At 74.9% G+C, this 23,549-nt stretch carries 18 protein-coding genes; 7 read left to right on the forward strand and 11 right to left on the reverse strand.

What is annotated here, in order from left to right; all coding sequences use genetic code 11:
* Nucleotides 1-11: 11 nt before the first annotated feature.
* The 3 genes from ABZ945_RS00505 to ABZ945_RS00515 form a co-directional block, all read right to left on the reverse strand.
* Nucleotides 12-590 carry an isochorismatase family protein gene (locus ABZ945_RS00505; protein WP_361261581.1) on the reverse strand — a complete coding sequence of 193 codons (579 nt, stop codon included), beginning with the start codon at nt 588-590 and terminating at the stop codon, nt 12-14.
* A gap of 55 nt (nt 591-645) precedes the next feature.
* A complete protein-coding gene (locus ABZ945_RS00510) occupies nt 646-1,317 on the reverse strand; it encodes a hypothetical protein (protein ID WP_361261583.1) in 672 nt (223 codons plus the stop codon).
* A 162-nt stretch (nt 1,318-1,479) separates the two neighbouring features.
* Complete coding sequence (locus ABZ945_RS00515; RefSeq protein ID WP_361261586.1) at nt 1,480-2,184, reverse strand: copper homeostasis protein CutC; 705 nt, start codon at nt 2,182-2,184, stop codon at nt 1,480-1,482.
* A 392-nt stretch (nt 2,185-2,576) separates the two neighbouring features.
* On the opposite strand from ABZ945_RS00515, the gene ABZ945_RS00520 reads away from it, so the two are divergent.
* Complete coding sequence (locus ABZ945_RS00520) at nt 2,577-4,898, forward strand: heavy metal translocating P-type ATPase (RefSeq protein WP_361261589.1); 2,322 nt, start codon at nt 2,577-2,579, stop codon at nt 4,896-4,898.
* Nucleotides 4,899-4,900: 2 nt separating this feature from the next.
* Here ABZ945_RS00520 and ABZ945_RS00525 read toward each other — a convergent pair whose 3' ends face one another.
* Nucleotides 4,901-6,871 carry a UvrD-helicase domain-containing protein gene (locus ABZ945_RS00525; RefSeq protein ID WP_361262844.1) on the reverse strand — a complete coding sequence of 657 codons (1,971 nt, stop codon included), beginning with the start codon at nt 6,869-6,871 and terminating at the stop codon, nt 4,901-4,903.
* Nucleotides 6,872-7,205: 334 nt separating this feature from the next.
* Between ABZ945_RS00525 and ABZ945_RS00530 the strand changes: the two genes are divergently transcribed.
* Nucleotides 7,206-7,748 (forward strand): GNAT family N-acetyltransferase, encoded by a 543-nt coding sequence (locus ABZ945_RS00530; protein ID WP_361261592.1) that lies wholly within the window; start codon nt 7,206-7,208, stop codon nt 7,746-7,748.
* A gap of 22 nt (nt 7,749-7,770) precedes the next feature.
* Here the strand turns inward: ABZ945_RS00530 and ABZ945_RS00535 are convergent, their stop codons facing one another.
* Nucleotides 7,771-8,697: an SDR family oxidoreductase gene (locus ABZ945_RS00535; RefSeq protein WP_361261595.1), complete on the reverse strand. Its 927-nt coding sequence runs from the start codon at nt 8,695-8,697 to the stop codon at nt 7,771-7,773.
* 204 nt (nt 8,698-8,901) lie between these two features.
* Here ABZ945_RS00535 and ABZ945_RS00540 point away from each other — a divergent pair, with 204 nt between their 5' ends.
* Nucleotides 8,902-9,096 carry a hypothetical protein gene (locus ABZ945_RS00540; RefSeq protein ID WP_248637465.1) on the forward strand — a complete coding sequence of 65 codons (195 nt, stop codon included), beginning with the start codon at nt 8,902-8,904 and terminating at the stop codon, nt 9,094-9,096.
* A gap of 58 nt (nt 9,097-9,154) precedes the next feature.
* Here the strand turns inward: ABZ945_RS00540 and ABZ945_RS00545 are convergent, their stop codons facing one another.
* Together ABZ945_RS00545 and ABZ945_RS00550 are read right to left on the reverse strand one after the other, a co-directional pair.
* Nucleotides 9,155-10,849 (reverse strand): DNA repair helicase XPB, encoded by a 1,695-nt coding sequence (locus ABZ945_RS00545; RefSeq protein WP_361261600.1) that lies wholly within the window; start codon nt 10,847-10,849, stop codon nt 9,155-9,157.
* A gap of 110 nt (nt 10,850-10,959) precedes the next feature.
* Nucleotides 10,960-13,956 carry an AAA family ATPase gene (locus tag ABZ945_RS00550; RefSeq protein ID WP_361261603.1) on the reverse strand — a complete coding sequence of 999 codons (2,997 nt, stop codon included), beginning with the start codon at nt 13,954-13,956 and terminating at the stop codon, nt 10,960-10,962.
* Between the two features lie 271 nt (nt 13,957-14,227).
* Here ABZ945_RS00550 and ABZ945_RS00555 point away from each other — a divergent pair, with 271 nt between their 5' ends.
* Nucleotides 14,228-15,814: a S8 family serine peptidase gene (locus ABZ945_RS00555; RefSeq protein ID WP_361261606.1), complete on the forward strand. Its 1,587-nt coding sequence runs from the start codon at nt 14,228-14,230 to the stop codon at nt 15,812-15,814.
* Nucleotides 15,815-16,015: 201 nt separating this feature from the next.
* Here ABZ945_RS00555 and ABZ945_RS00560 read toward each other — a convergent pair whose 3' ends face one another.
* Complete coding sequence (locus tag ABZ945_RS00560; protein ID WP_361262847.1) at nt 16,016-18,634, reverse strand: helicase C-terminal domain-containing protein; 2,619 nt, start codon at nt 18,632-18,634, stop codon at nt 16,016-16,018.
* Between the two features lie 256 nt (nt 18,635-18,890).
* Between ABZ945_RS00560 and ABZ945_RS00565 the strand changes: the two genes are divergently transcribed.
* Together ABZ945_RS00565 and ABZ945_RS00570 are read left to right on the forward strand one after the other, a co-directional pair.
* Nucleotides 18,891-19,979 carry a hypothetical protein gene (locus tag ABZ945_RS00565; RefSeq protein ID WP_361261609.1) on the forward strand — a complete coding sequence of 363 codons (1,089 nt, stop codon included), beginning with the start codon at nt 18,891-18,893 and terminating at the stop codon, nt 19,977-19,979.
* Nucleotides 19,980-20,349: 370 nt separating this feature from the next.
* On the forward strand, nt 20,350-20,988 hold the full coding sequence (locus ABZ945_RS00570; protein WP_361262850.1) for a haloacid dehalogenase-like hydrolase: 639 nt from the start codon (nt 20,350-20,352) through the stop codon (nt 20,986-20,988).
* Here ABZ945_RS00570 and ABZ945_RS00575 read toward each other — a convergent pair.
* Nucleotides 20,949-21,215: a hypothetical protein gene (locus ABZ945_RS00575; protein ID WP_361261612.1), complete on the reverse strand. Its 267-nt coding sequence runs from the start codon at nt 21,213-21,215 to the stop codon at nt 20,949-20,951. The genes ABZ945_RS00570 and ABZ945_RS00575 overlap by 40 nt on opposite strands.
* Before the next feature lie 222 nt (nt 21,216-21,437).
* On the opposite strand from ABZ945_RS00575, the gene ABZ945_RS00580 reads away from it, so the two are divergent.
* On the forward strand, nt 21,438-21,821 hold the full coding sequence (locus tag ABZ945_RS00580; RefSeq protein WP_361261615.1) for a cold-shock protein: 384 nt from the start codon (nt 21,438-21,440) through the stop codon (nt 21,819-21,821).
* A gap of 15 nt (nt 21,822-21,836) precedes the next feature.
* Here the strand turns inward: ABZ945_RS00580 and ABZ945_RS00585 are convergent, their stop codons facing one another.
* Together ABZ945_RS00585 and ABZ945_RS00590 are read right to left on the reverse strand one after the other, a co-directional pair.
* Nucleotides 21,837-22,739, reverse strand: coding sequence for a 1,4-dihydroxy-6-naphthoate synthase (locus ABZ945_RS00585; RefSeq protein ID WP_361261618.1), 903 nt, complete (start codon nt 22,737-22,739; stop codon nt 21,837-21,839).
* Nucleotides 22,736-23,536 carry a futalosine hydrolase gene (locus tag ABZ945_RS00590; protein WP_361261621.1) on the reverse strand — a complete coding sequence of 267 codons (801 nt, stop codon included), beginning with the start codon at nt 23,534-23,536 and terminating at the stop codon, nt 22,736-22,738. The genes ABZ945_RS00585 and ABZ945_RS00590 overlap by 4 nt, the downstream gene beginning before the upstream one ends.
* Between the last annotated feature and the right edge of the window lie 13 nt (nt 23,537-23,549).

The raw sequence follows: 23,549 nt of genomic DNA on the forward strand, positions 1-23,549 counted from the left end.
CTCGGCCTCGCTCAGCCGGGGCTCGGGGCGGCGAACGCGACCTCCGCCGCGTACGGGACCAGCTCCACCTCATCCCCCAGAGCCCATTCGGCGACCCGGGAGGCGACCGCCGCCGGCACCGCCTCGCTGATGCCCTCGGCGGCCGGGATGTCGTATGTCGCATGGGCGTCATGCGGCAGCACGACCCGGTAGTCCAGCCGCAACGCCCGGCGCGCGGTGGCCAGTACGCACATCTCGGACATCACCCCGCAGACGGCCAGGGCCTCCACCCCCACCCCGTCCAGCAGCTCCTCCAGCGGCGTCTCCTCAAAACCGTCGTCCTCCGCCTTCCGCACCACCACCTCCAACTCTCCCTTTCGTACGGGAAGATGGAGCTCCCACCCGGACGTGTGCGGCTCGTCCGGCTCACCCTCGGCGCCGTCGTTCTGGAGGTGCACCACCAGCGCCCCGGCCGCCCGCGCCCGGGCGAGCAGCCCCTCCACCCGGTCCAGCAGCCGCGCCGCCCCGGGCACGGCCCCGTCACCGGAGACGAAGGCCGACTGGACATCCACGACGATGAGCGCCTCCACGGGCGCGACGGGTGCGGTCATACCGCCCAGCATGCCCGCCGGCCCACGCAGGCCGGGCACCGGGTCGCCGATCGGCTCACACCTCGCCGCTGCCACTGGTCAGCAGCTCCAGCTCGGTGCCCAGGTTCTGCCGGGCCCGGTCCTCCCAGGTGCTTGCCCCGTGCGGGGTGCGGAACAGCCGGGGCAGCTCCAGGAGGTGCCGCAGCACGGCGGCGCGGCCGGCCCGGAAGGCGTCGGCGGGGACGAAGGCGTACTCCTCCCGTACCGCGGCCGCGTAGGCGGCGTACGCGTCCGGGGCGGCGGCCAGTACGGCGAGGTCGGCGTCGCACAGCACCTCGCCGTTGCGGTCGCCGTCGGCCGGGTCATGGCTCACCGTGAGCCGCACCAGCCGGGCCACCTCGGCGGTACGGGCGGGGGAGACGCCCAGTTCGGGCAGGGCGCGCTCGGCGAGGCGGGCGCTGCGGTCCTCGTTGGTGGAGCGCTCCGGCAGATACACCGCGTCATGGAACCAGGCGGCCAGCCGGACCGCGTCGGCGTCCTCGGCGTCCTCCGCCAGCTCGTCCACCCGGTCGAGGACGGCGAGCAGATGGTCGGTGGTGTGGTACCGGCGCCGCGGTTCCGCCCAGCGGGCCAGCAGGGCGTCGGCGTAGCGGTCCGCCCGGTCCGCGTGGGCGGCGTCCCGTACGGCCGCGGCCCAGCGCCGGCGCAGGTCGTCATGGGCGGGGTGCTCCGGGATGGTGGCTGCCATGCGCCTCATTGTGGCCCCGTTCCCGGGGCCGGCGGGACGGGGCCCGGCCGGGAGGGGCGTCGGTATCGGAGCGGGGCGGAGGGGCGCCTGGTCTGCGGGCGCCCCGCCCTCCCCAGAGGAGTCCCGGCTCAGATCCGGTCCCCTCCCCGGAGGAGTCCCGGCTCAGATCCGGTCGTCCACCGCCGCCCGCCAGGTGCGGACCGCCGTCGGGGACACCGGGGCGGACCAGCCGGCGGGTCGGGCGGCGCCGCCGATGTGGAAGCCGTTCACCCCGGCGGCGCGCAGCCGGGGCACATGCTCCAGCCGCAGCCCGCCGCCCACCAGGAGCCGGGCCTCGTAGCCGGGCTCGCCGGAGCGGGCGGCCTCGGCGAGCAGCAGCTCCATGCCCTCGTCCACGCCCGCCGCGGAGCCGGCCGTCAGAAAGGTGTCGAGACCGGGCAGGTCGGCGAGCTGCTTGCGGGCGGCGTCCCGGTCGGCGGTCCGGTCGATGGCGCGGTGGAAGGTCCACCGGCACCCGTCCAGCTCGGCGACCAGACGCTCCACGGCGACCAGGTCCACATGCCCCTGCGGGTCGAGGAAGCCGAGCACGAACTCGTCCGCGCCCTCCTCGCGCAGCTCACGGGTGGCCCGTACCAGCGCCTCCATGTCCTCGGGGCCGCCGGCCGCGAACCCGTCGGCCAGGCGCAGCATCACCCGCGACGGGATGTCCACGGCGGCCCGGATCCGGGCATACGCCTCCCTGGACGGGGTGAGCCCGTCCGCCGCCATGTCGGTGACCACTTCGAGCCGGTCCGCTCCTCCCGCCTGGGCCGCGATCGCGTCCTCGGCGTCAAGGGCGATCACTTCCAGGACCGCACGGTTGCTCACGGGGACTCCATTCCTCGGCGGGTGACGCGACTACGGATGACGGGACCACGGGTCCACGGGTCCACGGGTCTACGGGTCCACAGGACAGGTCTAGTCCAATGGTCAGCCTAGTGGGCGGACGGAGCGAAAGCAGCTCCGGACCGCCTCCGGACCGCCATCGGACCGCTTCGAGCCGGTGGAAGTCCGGTTATCGGCGGTCCGGGTACCCGCCGACGGCGTTTTCGGTCACCCCGCACCCCCGGCCCCGGTCGTCCCCTACCCCGCTCCCGATCCGCTGCCCCGATCATCGGACGGGCTTGCACGGCGATACGGTGGAGGGGTATAGATGGAAGTGCATCAGTGGTACCCCCCTAGGGTATGCAAAGCCAGCCGGCGGACGAGGAGCGGCCCTCATGAGCACCACCACGACCACGCCACCGGGCAGCGACCGGGTGGAGCTGCTGATCGGTGGGATGACCTGTGCCTCGTGCGCGGCGCGGATCGAGAAGAAGCTGAACCGGATGGAGGGCGTCGAGGCCTCGGTGAACTACGCCACCGAGAAGGCGCGGGTGGAGTTCGCCGGCGAGGTCTCGGTGGCGGACCTGATCGCCACGGTGGAGGCCACCGGCTACACCGCCCGCCAGCCGGCCCCGCCCGCCCCGCCCGCCCCCGTGACCGGCACCGAGGACGACCTCGGCCCCGACCCCGTACCGCACGCGGACGCGGAGGACGCGGAGGCCGAGGGCGAGCTGCGCGTCCTGCGCGAGCGCCTGCTGACCGCCGTACTGCTCTCCGTCCCCGTCATCGTCCTCGCCATGGTCCCGGCCTGGCAGTTCACCAACTGGCAGTGGCTCTCGCTGACGCTGGCCGCCCCGGTGGTCACCTACGCGGCCTGGCCCTTCCACCAGGCCGCCGCCGTCAACGCCCGGCACGGCGCGGCCACCATGGACACCCTGATCTCCATCGGCGTCTCGGCGGCCTTCCTCTGGTCGGTGTGGGCGCTCTTCCTCGGCACCGCCGGCATGCCCGGTATGACCCACCCGTTCTCCCTCACCATCGCCCGCGGCGACGGGGCCGGGAACATCTATCTGGAGACCGCCGCCGGGGTGACCGCGTTCATCCTGGCCGGCCGCTACTTCGAGGCCCGCTCCAAGCGGAAGGCCGGCGCCGCCCTGCGCGCCCTGCTCCACCTCGGCGCCCAGCAGGTCACCCTGCTCGGCGAGGACGGCCGGGAGACCACCGTCCCGGCCGCGCGGCTGGCGGTGGGGGACCGGTTCACCGTCCGCCCCGGGGAGAAGATCGCCACCGACGGCACCGTGCTGGAGGGCACCTCCGCCGTCGACGCCTCCATGCTCACCGGCGAGTCCGTCCCGGTGGAGGTGGGGCCCGGGGACAGCGTCACCGGCGCCACCGTCAACGCGGGCGGCCGGCTCGTCGTGGAAGCCACCCGGGTCGGCGCCGACACCCAACTGGCCAGGATGGCCAAGCTGGTGGAGGACGCCCAGAGCGGCAAGGCCGCCGCCCAGCGCCTGGCCGACCGGATCTCCGCCGTCTTCGTCCCCGTCGTCATCGCCCTGGCCGTCGCCACCCTGGGCTTCTGGCTCGGCAGCGGGGCCGGGGCCACCGCCGCCTTCACCGCCGCGGTCGCGGTGCTGATCATCGCCTGCCCCTGCGCCCTGGGCCTGGCCACCCCCACCGCCCTCCTCGTCGGCACCGGCCGCGGCGCCCAGCTCGGCATCCTCATCAAGGGCCCCGAGGTCCTGGAGACGACCCGGAGCGTGGACACCGTCGTCCTCGACAAGACCGGCACCGTCACCACCGGCACCATGACCCTCCAGTCCGTCCACACCACCGAGACCACCGAGGAAGGGGACGAGGACGAGGTGCTCCGGCTGGCCGGGGCGCTGGAGCACGCCTCCGAGCACCCCGTGGCCCGGGCCGTCGCCCGCGCCGCCGCCGAGCGGACCGGCGAGCTGCCCGCCCCCGAGGACTTCGCCAACGTCCCCGGACTCGGCGTCCAGGGTGTCGTCGAGGGCCGCGCCGTCCTCGTGGGCCGGGAGAAGCTGCTGGCCGAGTGGTCCATCACCCTTCCCGACACCCTCGCCAAAGCCAAGGAGGCCGCCGAGGCCGCCGGCCGGACCGCGATCACCGTCGCCGTGGACGGCCGGGCCCGGGCCGTGCTGGAAGTCGCCGACGCCGTCAAGGAGACCAGCGCCGAGGCGATCGTCCGCCTCAAGGCCCTCGGCCTCACCCCCATCCTCCTCACCGGCGACAACGAGACGGTGGCCCGGTCGGTGGCCGCCGAGGTCGGCATCGAGGAGGTCATCGCCGAGGTGATGCCCGAGGACAAGGTGGACGTCGTCAAGCGTCTCCAGGCCGAGGGCCGCTCGGTGGCGATGGTCGGCGACGGGGTCAACGACGCCGCCGCGCTCGCCCAGGCCGACCTGGGCCTGGCCATGGGCACCGGCACCGACGCGGCCATCGAGGCCGGCGACCTCACCCTGGTCCGCGGCGACCTGCGGGCCGCTCCCGACGCCATCCGGCTCGCCCGCCGCACCCTGGCAACCATCAAGGCCAACCTCTTCTGGGCCTTCGCCTACAACGTCGCCGCCCTGCCGCTGGCCGCCACCGGGCTGCTCAACCCCATGATCGCCGGAGCGGCCATGGCCTTCTCCTCGGTCTTCGTCGTCGGCAACAGCCTCCGCCTGCGCACCTTCCAGCCGACGAGCCAGTAGTCCTACGCTGCCAGCTGCGGCGGCAACGGAGCCGAGTGCACCACCACCAGACCGGACACCGCACGGGTCAGCGCCACATACAGCCGGCGCAGGCCCGTGCGCTCGTCCGGTTCGCCGTCCACCACGGCCGCCGGCTCGTCCAGCACCACATGGTCGTACTCCAGGCCCTTCGCCAGCGAGGCCGGCACCAGCGTCAGCCGTACGTCCGGGGTGGTCTGCTCACCCGGCGCGAGACACGCCAGCCCCGCCGCCTCCAGCGCGGCGGCCAGCGCCGGGACACGGGCGTCCGCCGCGATCAGCCCGATCGACCCCTCCCGCCCCAGCGACTCCCGGCATGCCGCCACCACCCCCGCGTCCCGCCCTTCGCCGTCGGTCACCCGCACACTCAACGACCCCGGCGCCGCACGCACCGACCGCACCGCCGCCAGCCCCGGCGACATATGCGGCAGCAGCCGGGAGGCGTACGCGATCACCTCACGCGGTACGCGGAAGCCGGCCGTCAGCTCCTCCACCACCGCCTCCGGCTTGCCCAGATGCGCCAGCGCCTCCGGCCAGCTCCCGGTCGCCCACGGCGTCGTCCCCTGCGCCAGGTCCCCCAGCACCGTCGCCGACCCCGTCGAACAGCGCCGCCCCACCGCCCGGTACTGCATCGGGGAGAGGTCCTGCGCCTCGTCCAGCACCACATGGCCCAGCGAGTGCGTACGCTCCACCAGGTCCGCCACCTCGTCCACCAGCACCGCGTCCGCCGCCGACCACTTCGCCGCACGCGCCGACCGGGGCGGCTTCTCCCACAGCACCGCCTTCTGCTCCTCGGCGTCCAGCAGTCCCTCCGCGTGCTCGGCCAGGAACTCCGCGTCCGACAGCAGCCGCCACACCAGCCGCGCCGGCTCCACCACCGGCCAGACCGCCTTCACCAGGGCCTTCACCGCCGCGTTCCGCGCCACCTGGTCCTGCACCCGGTCGTCCGGCGCCTCCCCGGCCTGCTCCATCCGCACCAGCACCGCGTGCGCCACCCGCTGCGGCAGGGCCTCCCGCGCCGCCCCGTACCGGATGTCCCGGTCCAGCAGCTCGCGGACGATCTCCTCCACCTCGTACGCCGGTACGCGCCAGCGCCGCGAACCGCGCACCACCATCAGCGGCTCCACCGGCATCGCCACATGCGACCGCAGCGCCCGCCGCAGCACCTCCGCCATCCGCGCGTCGCCCTTGACCACCGCGGCCGCCGCCCCGTCGGCCCCCCGCACCTCCACCTTCCCCGACCCCGCGACCAGCTCCTCCACCGTCGCCTGCCCCACCTCCAGCTCGCCCAGCGCGGGCAGCACCTGCTCGATGTAGTGCAGGAACGAGCGGTTCGGCCCCACCACCAGGGTCCCGGTACGGGCCAGCCGCTCCCGGTGCGCGTACAGCAGATACGCCACCCGGTGCAGCCCCACCGCCGTCTTCCCGGTCCCCGGCCCCCCTTGCACACACACCGTCCCGCCGAGCCCCGAGCGCACGATCTCGTCCTGCTCCGGCTGGATGGTGGCCACGATGTCCCGCATCGGCCCGACACGCGGCCGCTCGATCTCCGCCTGAATCAGCCGCGAAACCCCGTCCCCTACCTCTTCCCCTCCCTCCCCCAACCGCTCATCCTCGTACGCCGTGAGCTCCCCGCCCGTGTACCCGAACCGCCGCCGCAGCTCGACCCCCTGCGGATCCTTCCGGGACGCCCGGTAGAACGGCTGCGAGACCGGAGCCCGCCAGTCGACCACCATCGGATCGCCGTCCCCGTCGTGCACATGCCGGCGCCCGATATGGAACCGCTGCCCCTCCTGCACCCCCGCCCCGTAGTCCAGCCGCCCGAAGAACAGGGGCGTGTGGGCCAGATCCGCCAGCGCCTTGATCCGCTCGTCGATCTGGGACCGCAGCACCTCGGCGTTGACCCAGTTCGCCGTGACATCCCGGATGTCCAGCGCCGCGACCTCCTCCCGCATGGTCCGCAACGCGGCCCGCGAGGACGCCAGATGCGCCCGCTCCCGCGCCAGCGGTTCGTTCAGCTGTTCCGGTTCCGGGTTCTCTCGGCGATCATGCGCGGACACGGCGAAGCCCTCCAGAGCGGTTCACGGGAGCACCGGCCGAGGCGCGCCACCGACCAGGGGCGCGGTCCGACCGGACACGACGACATGACGGCCCGTCCGGTTACCGACCGGCGGGCGGCGCTCCAAGAGGGAGGCAGGCAAGGTCGGCGATTCTAGCCACCCCCGCCCCCACCCGCGACCGATTAACCGCCCCACCGCCCCTTGATCGCCCCGCCCTACCCTTCCCCTCATGGAAGACGCCCCCACCCCCACCCTCCGCATCCGTCCCGGCGGTCCGGCCGACGCCCCCGCCATCCTCGCCATGCTGGACTCCGCCGTCGCCTGGATGAACGCCCGGGGCAACACCGAGCAGTGGGGCACCATCCCTTACTCCCAGCGCCCCCAGGGTCCGGCCCGGGTCGAGCAGTACACCACCCACCACACCCCCTACATCGCCGAGCTGGACGGCACGCCCGTCGGCGCCCTCGTCCTCCACACCGGCCCCAGCCCCGACCTGCCGATCCCCCCGGCCCCCGAGCCCGAGCGCTATGTCCGCCTCCTGGTCACCGACCGCCGCCACGCCGGCCAGGGCATCGGCGCCGCCCTGCTCGCCCACGCCGCCGAGGAGACCCGCCGGGCCGGCGTCCACCTGCTGCGCGTCGACTGCTGGGCCGGTGGCGGCGGTGCCCTGGTCGCCTTCTACCAGCGCAACGGCTTCACCCCCGCCACCCCCTTCCAGTCGGGCCCCACCGGCACCTGGCCCGGCCGCCTCCTCACCCGCCGCCTCCCCTGACCTCCCGCCCCCGTCCGTCACCTCAGCCCAAGCCCCAGCCATCCGGCCGGGACCCGTCCACGTCGGTGAAGCCGTACTCCCGTGCCAGCTCCGCGGACGTCACCGACCCTTGGTTCCAACGCACCCGATCCGGATCCGCCGCCACCGAGGCGACCCCGCGGCCGACAAAACGCGGCGACTCCGAGTCCCCGAACCCCTCGGGAGCCGCCGGAAAACCCTCCACCCGCCCGTCCAAGGCATCGCGCCAGTTCGCTTCGCTCACCCCGAAGTTGTCCAGCATCATCTCCGAGCGCAGCCAGCCCGGTGTGACCGCCAGCGCGGTCGCCCCGTAGGGGGCGAGCTCATGCCCCTGGGAGAAGGCCAGACGGTTCACCGCCGTCTTCGCCAGGTCGTAGAACACCGAGATCCGGTACCGGTCGGCGTTGTACGCGGTGGTGCCGTCCGTGACCTCCACCAGCAGCCCGCCGGGCCGGTCGACCAGCAGCGGCAGCAGGTGGTGCGAGGTGATGAGGTGGGTGTCGACCGCCAGCCGCAGGATCCTCAGCCCGTCGTCGAGGTCGTGCCGCCAGACCGGTGTGCCCCACGTCGGCGGCGGCCCCTTCAGGACCTCGGCCCCCCAGATGTCGTTGACCAGCACATCCAGCCGCCCGAAGTCGCGGCGCAACCGGTCGGCCAGGCCCGCCACCTGGTCGGGGTCGAGATGGTCGACCTGCACCGCCACGCCTCGGCCGCCGAGCCGGCTCACCAGCTCGGCGGTCTCCTCGATGGTCTCGGCCCGCCCGTACTCCGACCGGATCGCGGGGTCGCCCCCGCTGCTGCTCCGCCCGGTGCACACCACCGTCGCCCCGGCCTCCCCCAGCGCCGCGGCGATCCCCCGCCCCGCGCCCCGCGTCGCCCCGGCGACCACCGCCACCCTGCCCCGCAGCGCGTCCCGCCTCGGTGTCCACATTCCCCCAGCCTGGCAGCCCCCGCCCCTCCCACCAGGCCGACGCTCGGACCGGCGGGCCAAGAAGGTCGCCCCTCCCCCTAGGGGTGTCCTCCCGCCCCGTAGCACTGCAGGGGGACGGCGGCCATCTGGAGTCGTACGGACGGGTGGCGCCGGTTCGGTCGGAGGACCGATGTGGGCCGGGAGCCGGATGGCCACCATGGAGACATGACCACAGCAGCCTTCACCACCCCGCAGGCCGACCCGCCGCCGGGCCGCTCCGGAGCCACCGCGCTCGGCACCGCGCCCCACTCCCACCCCCTCGGCAACGCGCTGCGCGCGCTCAAGGTGTTCGCCGAGGCGGCGTTCGGGGTCGTGGTGCTCGGGGAGTACGGCCAGGAGACCGGCGTCCGCCGCCGCTGACCCGCCCGGCCCCCGGCCCCGGGCCCAGGCGCCTCAGCCCCCGGCCCCAAGGCCCCCCTTAGGCTCCGCTCAGGTCCACATCCGGATCGGAGCCGGCCCGGCCGCTTCCGTTGCCGTCCGACGCCAGCTCGCTCGCGTCCACGATCCGGTAGGCGTACCCCTGCTCGGCGAGGAACCGCTGCCGGTGGGCGGCGAAGTCCTGGTCGATGGTGTCCCGGGCGACCACCGAGTAGAAGCGGGCCTCATGGCCGTCCGCCTTGGGGCGCAGCACCCGGCCCAGCCGCTGGGCCTCCTCCTGGCGGGAGCCGAACGTGCCCGACACCTGGATGGCGACCGTGGCCTCCGGCAGGTCGATGGAGAAGTTGGCGACCTTGGAGACGACCAGGACGCTGATCTCGCCGTTACGGAAGGCGTCGAAGAGCTTCTCCCGCTGGGCGTTGCTGGTCTCCCCCTTGATCACCGGGGCGTCGAGGTGCTCGCCGAGCTCGTCCAGCTGGTCGATGTACTGGCCGATGACCAGGGTCTGCTGGCCCCGGTGTTTGGCCACCAGTGCCTCGGTCACCCTCCGTTTGGTCGCGGTGGTGGCGCAGAAGCGGTACTTCTCCTCCGTCTCGGCGGTGGCGTACGCCAGCCGCTCGGACTCGGTCAGATCGACCCGGACCTCCACGCAGTCGGCGGGCGCGATGTACCCCTGCGCCTCGATCTCCTTCCACGGCGCGTCGAACCGCTTCGGACCGATGAGCGAGAACACGTCCGACTCGCGGCCGTCCTCCCGTACCAGGGTCGCGGTCAGCCCGAGCCGGCGCCGGGCCTGGAGGTCGGCGGTGAACTTGAAGACCGGGGCGGGGAGCAGGTGCACCTCGTCGTAGACGATCAGACCCCAGTCGCGGGAGTCGAACAGCTCCAGGTGCGGGTAGATGCCCTTCCGCTTGGTGGTGAGGACCTGGTACGTGGCGATGGTGACCGGGCGGATCTCCTTCCTGGTCCCGCTGTACTCGCCGATCTCGTCCTCGGTGAGCGAGGTCCGCTTGACCAGCTCGTGCTTCCACTGGCGGGCCGAGACGGTGTTGGTGACCAGGATCAGGGTGGTCGCCTTGGCCTCGGCCATCGCGCCCGCGCCCACCAGGGTCTTGCCCGCGCCGCACGGCAGCACCACCACGCCCGAGCCGCCGTGCCAGAAGCCCTCCACCGCCTGCCGCTGGTAGGGCCGCAGCGCCCAGCCGTCCTCGGCCAGCTCGATCCGGTGCGCCTCGCCGTCCACGTACCCGGCGAGGTCCTCGGCCGGCCAGCCCAGCTTCAGCAGCGTCTGCTTGATCTGCCCGCGCTCGGAGGGGTGCACGGCCACGGTGTCCGGGTCGATCCGGGTGCCCACCAGCGGCTGCACCTTCTTGGAGCGCAGGATCTCCTCCAGGACCGGGCGGTCCGTGGTGGTCAGCACCAGCCCGTGCACCGGGTGCTTGTTCAGCGACAGCCGCCCATAGCGGGCCATAGTCTCGGCCACGTCCACCAGCAGCGCGTGCGGCACCGGATAGCGGGAGAACTCCACCAGGGCGTCCACCACCTGCTCGGCGTCATGCCCGGCCGCCCGCGCGTTCCACAGGCCGAGCGGGGTGACCCGGTACGTGTGGATGTGCTCGGGCGCCCGCTCCAGCTCCGCGAACGGCGCGATGGCCCGGCGGCAGGCGTCGGCACGCTCGTGGTCCACTTCGAGCAGCAGCGTCTTGTCACTTTGAACGATGAGCGGTCCGTTCACGCCTCACCCTTTCCTGGCGGCCCCGGTGCACTGGCCGCGGTACGCGGCCAAACATCCAGTGTCGCGCATCGGCGGGGAAAGGGGGGAGGGGGAGGCGGTGCGGCGGCTCCTCAGCGGGTGGGGCGGCCGATCGGGGGCGGGGCGTCTTCGCGCGGGGCGTCTTCGCGCGGGGCGTCTTCGAGCGGGGCGTCTTCGTGCGGGGCGTCTTCGCGCCGGGCGGGGGGCTGCGGTGGGTGGTGCGGGGTGAGGGTCTGCGATGGGTCGTGCGGGGTGAGGGGGTGGTCGGCGAAGGCCACGCGGGAGCTGAGGTCGAGCTTGCGCAGGGCACGGGCGACGTGCTGCTCGACGGTGCGGATGGAGAGGACGAGCAGCTCGGCTATCTGGTGGTTGGTGAGGCCCTGGCCCGCGAGGGTGGCCACTTCCGCCTCGCGCGGGGAGAGCTGCCGGCCGTAGCCCTTCCGGCCCCTGCGGTGGCCGCCTTCGAGGTGGCGCAGGCGCTGCCGGCAGCGGGCGGTGTCGTGGCCGGTGCCCAGGGCGGTGTACAGGGCCATGGCGGCGTCGAGCTGGGTCGCCGCCGCCGCGCGGTCGCCGGCGTCGGCGAGGCAGCACCCGGCCGCCTCATGGGCCTGTGCGGCGGCGAAGGGGTGGGGGAGCCGCCGGTAGCAGGAGGCGGCCTGGATGTGGTGCGCGGCGGCTTCGGACCGGGCCGCGCGGGCCTGGCTCAGAGCGCCGCGGCCGGACTGGAGGGCAGCGGTGGCCAGGGGCGCGTCCTTGCCGGCGAGACTCTCCTCGACCGTCGCCAGCAGGGCGAGGGCGTCGGATGACCGGCCGCACCGGGTGAGCGCCTGCACCGCTACCGGGAGCAGCTCGGCCGCCCAGATCCAGTTGTCCTTGTCCCGCAGCTGGACCAGGGCGCGGTCGGTCTCCCAGCAGGCCGCGGCCGGGCGGCCCTGGGCCAGCAGGACCGTTGCCCGGCCGGCCCGTGCGGAGGCGATCACGGGGACGTTGTACGGGGCGGTGCGCAGGGCCGCGTCGAAGTGGTGGAGGGCCGCGGCGCGGGCTCCCTGCCACAGCGAGAGCCAGCCGGTGGCCAGCCAGGCGTCGGCGGCCAGGAACTCCCGCTCGCCGGCCAGGGCGATGACGCGGTCGGCCTCGCGGGGGAGGTCGTCCCAGCGGCCGGTCGCGACCTGAAGGCGGAGCGAGGTGCCGTCGCCCAGCATCGACAGGAAGGTCTCCTTCCCGCCCGCCAGCCTCCCGCCCTCCGCGAGGAAGGTACGGGCCCGGTCGTAGTGCCCGTTCCAGGTCGCCGCGTCGGCGAGGTTGAAGTAGGCCCGGACGCGCTGGGCCGTGGAGGGCAGGGTGCGCGGCAGCTCGTCGACGTCCGCCCAGACCCGGGGGTCGGCCATCTGCATGCGGACCGAGAGCCGGTTGGCGTGTACCGCCTCCAGGGCCTCGGTGTCGGTGCTGTCGTCCAGGGTGCGCTCGGCCCGGCGCAGCCATTGCAGGTGCGCGGCGACCGGGGCGGTGCCGAAGCTGGGCAGGGCCAGTGCCGCCATGCCGCGGGCGGCCAGTTCCGGCTGGTCCCGCAGGTCGGGGACGGCGGCCTCGATCTCCCGCCGTCCGGCGTCAAGCTCGCCGGCCTGGTTGATCAGCCACCGCCCCAGGTTCAGCCGCACCTCTCCGCGGGCCCGGACGGACAGCCGTTCGTCGCCCAGGACGGCGCGCAGCTGCCCGATGGTCTGCTCGCAGGTGATGCCGGCCAGGATCGCGTGGCTGAGCCGGACGGCGAACAGGTCGAGCGCGCCGGCCGGCAGGGTGGCGTCGGCCAGGGCCCTGACCAGCAGGTCCACGGCGACGTCGGCGGCTCCGTGGCCCACCTCCGCGTCGACCGCCGCCAGGGTGAGCCGCACCCAGGCCTCGCGGTCCGCGCCGTGCCGGTAGTGGTGGGCCAGCCGGGCCGGCTCGTACCCGCCCCGTGAGGCCAGCAGCTCCGCGGTGCGCACGTGCAGCCGGGCCCGCCGGGGACCCGGAACGCCATCGCGTACGGCCCTGGCGGCGAAGGAGTGGGGCGGTGTGTAGCGGCCGGGCGCGACCTCGCGCAGCGCTCCCAGGCGCAGGGCGCGCACCAGGGCGGCGCGCACCCGCCGCGGCGGGAGTTCGGCGATCTGGGCCAGGTCCTGCTCGGTGGCCGGCTCGTCGAGCACCGCGGCGGCGCGGACGACGGCGGCCGCCGCCCGTCCGCAGGCCGCCAGCAGCTCCGCGGTGGTGTCCAGCAGTGGTACGGGGACGGGGAGGTCGTCGAGGAGGGAGGGCGTGAGGTCCGCGGGGCGGTGCGCCCGTACGCCGTGGGCGAGGTGCTCGACCCAGCGGGGGTTTCCGGCGGTGCGGGTGTGCAGCGCCTCGGTGAAGGCCGCGGGCACCTCGCCGACGCCGAGTATGTGCGCCGCCAGCAGGCCCGTCTCGGGCACGGTCAGCTGCCGCAGCCGGATGCGGCAGCCGAGCGGCAGGCTCGCGTAACCGGCCGGCGCCGCGCCGCCGGGGCGGTGGCGGGTCAGCACGACCGTCACCCCGGGCGGGCCCTGGGCGCTCAGGTACTGGACCAGGTCCCAGGTCTCACCGTCCGCGAGGTGCACGTCCTCGATGACCAGCACCGCGGGGCCCAGCGCGCTCAGCACCTCGCCGAACGCGCGAAAGAGGCGATGGCGCCCGCCCGTTGCGGCGACCGCGCCGGCGACCGCCGGGTGCGCCTCGCCCGGCCGTCGCGCGGTGGCCGGTGCGGCGGGCGGCGGCTGCGCGGGTGGCAGGGCCAACTCGGGGAGCCACGACCGCAGTTCTTCGGCCAGGGGGCCGAGCCGCCGGCCGTCGGCGCGGCCCGCGTACGGGCGGATCGCCTCGATGACCGGCCCGTAGGGCAGGGGCGTCCGCAGCGGCAGACAGGCTCCTCGCAGCACCAGCGGGCCACCGTCGCGGAGCCGGGCGCACAGCTCCCGCACCAGCCGGGACGCACCGGATCCGGCCTCGCCCTCGATCAGGACGGTGCCCTCGGGCCGGCGCACGGCCTCCAGCAGCCGGTCCAGGTCCTGTGACCTGCCCACCAGCGGGGTCATCGCGCATCCCTGGCTCTCGGCGGCATGCGCGGACCTTAGCTCCGGCCGTTCGGCGGCACAAGGCCCGGGAGCGGGCGCTTTCTTGCGTATACGCAGCTAATGACCAGGCCGTTGCCCTCGGATCGGCACGCGCCCATGGTTCTGGGTGTCCGAAAGCAACTGTTCGGTCAGCGAGCGGAATCGAAGCAACCCATCCCCCTTCCGTTCACTTTCTCCCTCTTTCCGCCTTTTCCTGATGGCCGGCTCCGGTCGGCCCTCCCCCTGGAGAGACATGACGAACACCCCCACCGGGCGCAGAATCCCGCTCGGCATCGCCACGCTCACCCTCGCGGCGGCGGCGACGACGATGTGGGCCCCGTCCGCGGCCGCCGGAGCCGAACCGACGCCCCGGCCCGACAAGCTGCTGAGCGTCACGACCGGAACGCAGGTCGCGGACACGTACATCGTCGTCCTCGGCGACACCCAGGAGCAGGTGTCCGCCACCTCGGCGCAGAAGCTCGCGGGCAAGTACGGCGGCCAGGCCAAGCACACCTACAACCGGGCGCTGCGCGGCTTCTCCGCGCGGATGAGCCGGGACGAGGCGGCCGAGCTGGCGGCCGACTCCCAGGTGAAGTACGTCGCGCCGGTCCAGATCGGGCACTCCTCGGCCACCCAGAGCAACCCCCCGTGGGGACTGGACCGGATCGACCAGAAGGCCCTGCCGCTGGACAAGAAGTACACCTACGGCAGCACCGCCTCCAATGTCACCGCCTATATCGTCGACAGCGGTATCCGCCTCTCCCACCAGGACTTCGGCGGCCGCGCCAAGAGCGGCTACGACTTCGTCGACAACGACAGCAACGCCTCCGACTGCCTGGGCCACGGCACCCATGTCGCCGGCACGGTCGGCGGCTCCACCTACGGGGTCGCCAAGGGCGTCAAGCTCGTCTCGGTACGCATCCTGGACTGCAACGACAGCAGCGACACCGAGAAGGCCCTCAACGGCATCGAGTGGGTCACCAAGAACGCCGCGAAGCCCGCGGTGGCCAATATGAGTCTGCAGTTCGGCTCCAACGACACCGTGGTGGAAGGCGCGATCAAGCGGTCCATAGCCTCCGGCGTGACCTGGTCGCTGTCGGCCAACAACTTCAACAGCAACGCCTGCCAGTCCTCACCGGCGAAGCTGCCCGAGGCCATCACGGTCGGCAACATCGACAGCTCCGACAAGCGCTACCAGGACTCCAACTACGGTTCCTGTCTGGACATCTGGGCCCCCGGCACCAGCATCGTCTCGGCCAGCCACCAGAACGACACCGGCACCCGGACCATGACCGGCACCTCGATGGCCGCCCCGCACGTGGCCGGTGCCGCCGCCCTCTACCTGGCCGGCAACCCCTCCGCCACCCCGCAGCAGGTGCGCGACGCCCTCGTCGGCCAGGCGTCCACCGTCACCGTCGGCGACGCCAAGTCCGGCTCGCCGAACAAGGTACTGAACGTCAACTCCGGCGGCACGGACCCGAACCCGTCCACCTGCCCGCAGGCCACCAGCACCACCCGGGTGAACATCCCGGACAACTCCCCGGCCGTCACCAGCCCCCTCACCATCTCCGGCTGCTCCGGCCAGGCGTCGTCCACCACCTCGGTCACCGTCGACATCAGCCACACCTACCGCGGTGACGTCGTCCTGGACCTCATCGCCCCCGACGGCACCGCCTACCGGCTGAAGTCCGCCTCCGACAGCGACTCCGCCGACAACATCCGCGCCACCTACACCGTCAACGCCTCCTCCGAGGCCCGCAACGGCACCTGGAAGCTGCGCGCCCAGGACGTCTCGGTCAACGACTCCGGAGTCATCAACTCCTGGAAGCTGACCGTCTGAGACGCGGCACGGCGGGCAGAGCGCGCCTCGCGCACTCCCCGCACCTCCGCGGACCCGGACCCGGCGTCCAGCGGATGACCGGCCGGTGCCGAGCCACCGACACCGCCCCCCACTCCACACCGGCCCGGGCCGGGTGCCACCCGCCACCACGCGGACGCACCCGGCCCTCCGGGTTGTCGCCCCCCGGCCGGTATGGAGGGCTCAGTTCCCCTCCTCCGCCAGTTCCGCCACCCCCGTGATGCGGTGCAGGGGGTAGGTGCGGACCTCGTCGGCGGTGTGGTCGTAGGCGGTGACGAAGCCGCCCTCGACGCGGACCGGGGCGATGACGCGCTGGCTGGCGGCGCCGTCGGCGTTGACGTAGCCGATCCAGACGGCGGAGCCGGTGAGGGCGGCGGCCTGGACGGTGGCGAGGGTCTCGGCGGAGGAGGTGCGAGGCAGGTCGCCGGACGGGGTGCCCGCGGGGACGGCGGCGGCCGGGGCACGGCGTACCGCGGTGGCCGCGAGGTCGCCGGCGCGGATGGCCCGTACCGCCGCGTCCAGGAGGGTGGGGTCGGGGGTGGGCGGGCCGTCGGGTACGGGGGCGGGCGCCGTCCGGGGGCGGGTGCGGTGGGCGCGGGCGCGGCTGATCAGGACGTCGCCCTCGGCCGACTCGGCCGCCGGGGCGAAGCCCATCGCCCGCAGGCCGTCGAGCAGGGCGGCGGGGTCGGCCTGGGCGGCGAGCACGGTGGGCGCGAGCCGGCGCAGCCGCAGGGCGGCGGCCCGGCGGTCGGCCATGATCTCGCCGAGGACCGCCTCGTCGTCGCAGCGGACATACGCGGAGGCCGCGCCGACTCGCAGGTGCCCGTGCCGGCGGGCCACATCGTCGATGAGGTAGCTGAGGGGCTGCGGCACGGGGGTGCGGGAGTGCGCGGTGAGGAAGGCCTGGAGGTCGGAGGCGGACTGCCCGGCGTCCAGGGCGCGCCGCACGCTGGCGGGCGTGAACCGGTACACCGTCGCCCCGCCCTTGGACTCGACGTCCGCGAGCACGCCCAGGGTGTCGGCGAGCGGGCGGCGGAGGGGGCCTGGGGCGACCGCGGTCAGGTCGGCCTGGAGGAGGACATGGTCGACCGGCTCGGGGAGGAGGGGGGCGAGGAGGTCGGCGACCTGTCCGGGACCGGCGGGGGCTGCCTCTTGGGAGCCGTGGGTGGAGGCCTGCCGGGGGCCGTGGGCGGTGGCCTCCTGGAGTCCGGGGGCGGTGGACTCCTGGGGCCCGTGGGTGACGGCCTCCCTCGGCCCGTCGGCGGCGGGCGCCCCCGCCGGACTCTGCGCGCCGGGCACCCCCGCGAGGCCCTCGCCGGCGGCTGCCAGGGCGCGGCCGTGGGCGGAGAGGGCGCCGCGGCCGGTGACGCCGAGCAGCTCGGACTCGGACAGGGTCCAGTCGGCGAGGGCGGTACGGAGGTCGGCGGGCTGGTCCCCGGCGGCCGGGCGGCCGGCGCCGCGCAGGGGGCGCTCCCAGCGGAGCCGGGCCAGCAGGGCGTTTCGGTCCGGGGCGGCCCCGGCCGGCAGGGCGGCGAGCAGCGCCAGCACCCGGCGGCGCACCTCGGGCGCCGCGCCCCGGTCCAGGTCCGGGCCGAGCGCGGAGAGCGTACGGCCCTTGCCGTCCTGGGAGCCGACCAGGCCGGAGGTCCGGGTGGCCGCCAGCCAGGCGGTCGCCAGCCGGACCCACCGTTCGGCGGCCGGCAGCTCCAGCCAGGCGTCGTACGCGGGGGTCACCGCGTACCGCTCGTCGGCCTCCCCGTCGGAGGCGATCAGCCCGGCCGCGTGCGCCAGCTCCAGCCAGAACGCGGCCACCGGCTCGGACAGGTCCAGGGCGACGGCGGTGCGCTTGAGGTCCCGTACCGACAGGCCTCCGGCCCGCAGCACCTGCGGCCCGCCCTCGTTCCACTGCTTCAGCAGCTCCTCGACGGTGGCCAGGGCGGTGTACGCCTGCCCGGCCGCCGTACTGTCCACAGCCTGTGGACGGTGTTCCCGGGCCACCGCGACGGCGGGCGGTACGGGTTCGGGGATGCGGTGCGCCCGCCCGGCCCGCAGATGCAGCGCCGCCTCCCGGGGCAGCACCACCGTGCGGGGCGTGGTGGGCAGCAGCAGCCCGTGGTCGCGCAGCCAGCGCACCGGCGGCGTCGGATCGGCGGTGACCTCCCCGTACGGCGGCCCCCACACCAGCCGGTCCAGCACCCCCAGCGCCTCCGCGGGCGCCCGGTCGAGCAGCGCGCCCATCCGCTCCCGGTCGGTGAACAGCCCCGTCAACGCGGCGACCGCCGACACCGGATCGTGTGTCGTGGGCAGCCCGGCGGCGGTCAGGATCTCCTGCAACCGCCCCGGTGACATCCCCGCGGTGGCCTCGGTGACGGTCGGGCCGAGCCCGGTGGGGGAGGGGTGCTGCGGGGAGGGCGCCAGCAGCTCGCGGGCGGTGCGCACCAGCCGCAGCCGGTCGTCGCCGCCCCAGAGCAGCGCCTGGGTGCGGAGCGCCTCGACCGCCCCGGGCAGCGCCGCCGCCACCTCCGGGTCGCCGTCGTCGCCCGCCATCAGGCCGAGGAGTACGGGATACGGGGCCGGGTCCGGGGCGACGGCCAGCGCCTCCGCCGCCTGGAGCGTGAAGCGGTCCAGGCGTTCCAGCGCGCGGACGACGGAGGCCCGGGTCCCGGCCCGGGTGGCCAGCTGGGTCAGGTCCGCCGGGACGGGGGCGAGCAGGTCGGGCCGGATCCGCAGCAGCTCGGCCAGCCCCGCGTCCCCGCGCGCCCGCAACGCCTCGGCGAGCGTGCGGGGGACCGCGGCGGCGATCGGCGTGTCGGAGGGGGTGCCGGGGGGTGTGTCGGGTGGTGCGGCCGGGAGGCCGGGCGGCGCGGGACTTCTGCGGCCCGGGTTCCCGGTGCCCGTGGTGCCGTGGCCCGGGTTTCCGTCGCCCGTACGGCCGTTGCCGGACCCGGCCGTTCCGCCGTCGCGTTCGGTGCCTGCGGGCACGTGCGCCTCCCGATCGTGCTCAGCCGGTCCCCATCCGCACCACGGTAGCCCCTGCGGAGGCGCTACCGTCGTGACGGTGGGCATCGAAAGCGACCAGCTTGTCTTGGACTACCTGAGCCGCGTCGGCGACCTGGCCCAGCAGCGGCAGCTCGACTCGGGGACGCGGATGCGCCTGGTGTCGTCGCTGCGCGGCGAGATCGACAGCCGCCGGGCCCGCAACGACACCCCCGCCGCCGTGCGTTCCATCCTCGGCTCGCTCGGCACCCCGGAGAAGGTCGTGGCCGCCGCCTCTACCGGCGCGCCCCCTCCGGAGCGGTTCGCCTCCTGGGCGCGTCCGGCCGACCCTCCGGACCACGGGCATCCCGAGGCGGAGGCCGCGAAGGCCGCGGAACCCGGCACTCCCGACGTGCCCGAGCAGCGCGGGCCCCGGATGCCGAAACTCCGGTGGCGGAAGTCCGCCCGCCCCGAGGAGCCGGCGGTCGCGGAGGAACCGGCGGACCTCTGGGGCCCGTACCCCGCCGGTCCGGGTGACGGGGAGGTCCCGGACTGGTGGCGGGTGGAGCGCGGCCCGTTCGACGGGGACGGCTTCGGCGGAGGCCGGTTCGGTGGGGACGGTCTGGTGCCGGGCGTGCCGGGCTTCCGTGGCGGGGTGGAGATCCCCGCCATGCTCCGGCCACCGCCGCCGGAACCCGACCCCGAGGACGGGGAAGAGGGGGAGGGGGAAGGGAAGACGCCGGTGGTGGAGGTGGCGGCGGCCGGGGACGGGGAGGCGGTCGTGGCCGTCCCGTTCTGGCGCCGTCGGCTGGGGCCGGCCGGGGTGCCCGCCCAGGGCGGCAGTCCGGTGTTGCTGATCGCGGCCGTGCTGCTGGTGGCCGGGGTGGTGATGGGCTCCTGGATCGTGCTGGCCGCCGGCTGGGGGCTGGCCTATGTCTCGCGCCGACTCTCCCGTACCGAGGCGAAGTTCGCCGTACTGGGACTGCCGGGCGCGGTCGCGGTGGCCACCGCGGTGTGGCTCTGGGGCCGCGCCCAGGGCCGCTGGGGCGATCCGCTCCCCACCGGTGAGACCGCGATGCGCGAAGCCCTCGCGGACACCTGGCCCTGGTCGCTGCGCGCCGCCGCCCTGGTCTCCGCCCTGTATCTGGTCTGGCGCGCCCGCCGAGTGTGAGCGGCGGGCCGGGGAGGGCTGGGGCGGCGGAAGCTGTAGCTCCGGCCGCAGAGCGGTACGGCGGCCGGAGGCCCGGACGGGTGCGGTAGGGGGCTGCGCCAGGCCTCCGTGTACTGCGGCAGCCCGGATCCCCACTGCGGGGCGGCGACCTGGGCGGTACGGGGCCCCTTCCCCGGCCGCCCCGCGCGCTACGGGAGCCCCTCCCGTACCCCCGCCCTCGCCCCGCCCTCCCGGCCCCTTCCCCGCCCCGCGCACAATGGCGGGCATGGCACCCCACGACCCCGTCAATCCCACCGACTCCGCCGACTCCGCCGACTCCGCCGACTCCGCCGACGCAGCCGGCCCCCTCACTGTCGGCTTCGACCTCGATATGACGTTGATCGACTCGCGCCCCGGCATCCGGGCCACCTATCGGGAGCTGGTCGCCGAGACCGGGGTGACGATCGACGCCGAACTGGCCGTCAGCCGGCTCGGGCCGCCGTTGGAGCAGGAGCTGGCGCAGTGGGTGCCGGCCTCGCTGGTGCCGGAGCTGGCGGATCGGTACCGGGCGCTGTACCCGGCGCACGCCATCGAGCCGACGCGGGCGCTGCCCGGGGCGCGGGAGACGATTCAGGCCGTTCGTGCGGCGGGCGGCCGGGCCATCGTGGTCACCGCCAAGAGCGAGCCGCACGCCGAACTGCACCTCGCGCACCTGGGCATCGAGCCGGACGCCGTCATCGGCTGGCTGTGGGCCGAGGGCAAGGCGGAGGCGCTGCGGCAGCACGGGGCGAGCGTCTACGTCGGCGACCACGTCGGGGACGTCCGGGGCGCTCGCGCGGCCGGGGCGCTGGCGGTGTCGGTGACCACCGGGCCCTGCGACGCGGACGAGCTGACGGCGGCCGGCGCGGATGTCGTCCTGGACGACCTGACGGCCTTTCCTGCCTGGTGGGAGGCGTACCGGGCGGCCAGGCAAGGGGCGGCGGCCGCCGGTCAGCGGGCCTCGGCGGGCCCCGCGGCGGACTTGGCCTGACGGCGCTGCGCGGCGACGGAACGGAGCACTCCGGCGCCGGCGATGGCGAAGCCCACGCCCATCAGCATGCAGACCGCCCAGGCGATCGGCGGGAACGGGTCGGTGCCGAGGAAGAGCGGGGCCATGGTGGCCAGGGTGGCCACCGCGCCGACGATGAAGACCACCGCACCGGCCCGGACCAGGCCGTCTCCGGGGGCGGCGGCGCGCGAGGGGGTTTCGTTACGCATTCGGCCAGGGTAGTTCCCAGGCCGGGGCGGTGGACCGGCGACGTCTTGTCTCCGGCCCGCTGACCACTAGCCTTGAGCAGTGGCGGGTCCCGGGTGACCCGCTGCAGTGCTGTCCGGAGCTCTGTGAGCCCCGGTGAGCCCTGCGAGCCCTGTGCGGAGCCGATCGCGGCGAGCGCGAGCCGATCATGGCGTAAGCCACCGAGTACGAGGACGAGGACGGACGTGCCTACCGGCAAAGTCAAGTGGTTCAACCCCGAGAAGGGCTTCGGCTTCCTCTCCCGCGACGACGGCGGTGACGTCTTCGTGCACTCGTCCGTGCTGCCCGCCGGGGTGGAGGCGCTCAAGCCCGGTCAGCGCGTGGAGTTCGGTGTGGTCGCCGGCCAACGCGGTGACCAGGCGCTCTCCGTGACGGTCCTGGACCCGACCCCCTCGGTCGCCGCCGCCCAGCGCCGCAGGCCGGACGAGCTGGCCTCGATCGTGCAGGACCTGACCACGCTGCTGGAGAACATCGGCCCGATGCTGGAGCGCGGCCGCTACCCGGAGAAGGCCCAGGGCAAGAAGATCGCCGGGCTACTGCGGGCGGTCGCCGACCAGTTGGACGTCTGAGCCGCGACCGGGGCCTCAGGGGAAGGACAGCGCGTCGGGGGCGAGGGGCGGGACGAGCCCCTCGGCCGCGGCGCGGGTGAGCAGCCCGCGTACGGCCGCGTAGCCGTCCTCCCCGAGGTCGGCGGTGAACTCGTTGACGTACAGCCCGATGTGCTGGTCGGCGACGGCCGGGTCCATCTCCTGGGCGTGCTCCAGTACGTAGGGCCGAGAGGCCTCGGGGTCGTCCCAGGCCATCCGTACCGAGGCGCGGGCCGCCTCGGCGAGCCGCCGCAGCGCGTCCGGGCCCAGTGACCGCTTGGCGATGATCGCGCCGAGCGGGATCGGCAGCCCGGTGGTGTCCTCCCAGTGCTCGCCCATGTCGGCGAGGCGGTGCAGCCCGTACTCCTGGTAGGTGAACCGGGCCTCGTGGATGACCAGTCCGGCGTCCACCCGGCCGTCCCGTACCGCGGGCATGATCTCGTGGAAGGGCAGCACGGTGATCGCGCCGACGCCGCCGGGGACCTGGTCCGCCGCCCAGAGCCGGAACAGGAGATAGGCGGTGGAGCGCTCGCTCGGCACCGCGACCGTCTTGCCGGCCAGGTCGGCTCCGGTGCCGGACTCGCCCGGGCCGCGGGTGAGGACCAGGGGGCCGCAGCCGCGGCCGAGCGCCCCGCCGCAGGGCAGCAGCGCGTACTCGTCCAGCACCCAGGGGAGTACCGCGTAGGACACCTTGAGCACGTCGTACTCACCGCGCTCGGCCATGCCGTTGGTGATGTCGATGTCCGCGAAACGGACGTCGAGCGTGGGCGCGCCGGGGACCCGGCCGTGCGCCCAGGCGTCGAAGACGAAGGTGTCGTTGGGGCAGGGGGAGTAGGCGATCCGCAGCTCCCTTGAGATCCCGGCCACCAGGGTGGTCGCGGTGGTGTCCGGTGTGGTCACAGCTCCTCCAGGAAGACGGTGGCGCCAAGGGTGCGGAACGCGCCGCTCAGCGCGGCGAGGGCGTCGCCGATGCGCCAGGCGGCGCGGTCGCGGGGGCCGACGGCGTTGGAGACGGCGCGGATCTCGGCCACCGGTACGCCGTACGCGGCGGCCGCCTCGGCGACCCCGAAGCCCTCCATCGCCTCGGCGGCGGCGCGCGGGTGGCGGGCGGCCAGTTCGGCGGCGCGGGCGGCGGTGCCGGTGACGGTGGAGACGGTCAGCACCGGGGCGATCAGAGTGGGCACCGCCGGGCCCAGGGCGCGGGCGAGGCGCTCGGGCAGTCCGGGCGGCGGGAGGTGGACGGTGCGGCCGAAGCCCAGTTCGTCGACGGTGAGATAGCCGTCGGGCGTCTCGGCGCCCAGGTCGGCGGCGGTGAGCGCGTCGGCGACGACCAGGCCGCCGAGCGGCGCGTGGGCGGGGAAGCCGCCGCCGATGCCGGCGGAGACCACCAGGTCGTACGGGACGGGCTCGGCGGCCAGCGCGCAGGCGGCGCCCACGGCGGCGGCCGCCGGGCCGACACCGCCGGCCACCACGTCCACCAGGCCCTGCGCCTCCGGGGCGCCCCCGGCCCGTACATGCCGGAGCACCGTACGGCCCCCGGGCAGCGGCCGGGGCGCGGACAGCGGCCGAGCGGCGGGTAGTGGCCGGGGGGCGGCGGGGAGGTCGTCCGGCGCGGGAGCGGCTGGGCGGTCGTCCGGCGCGGGGTCCGCGAGGCCGGCGGAGACGGCTTCCGCCTCCGCCGCCACCGCGGTCACCACCAGGACGCGCAGG

It is taken from the genome of Streptomyces sp. NPDC046887 (assembly GCF_040644755.1).
Taxonomy (GTDB): Bacteria; Actinomycetota; Actinomycetes; order Streptomycetales; family Streptomycetaceae; genus Streptomyces; species Streptomyces lichenis.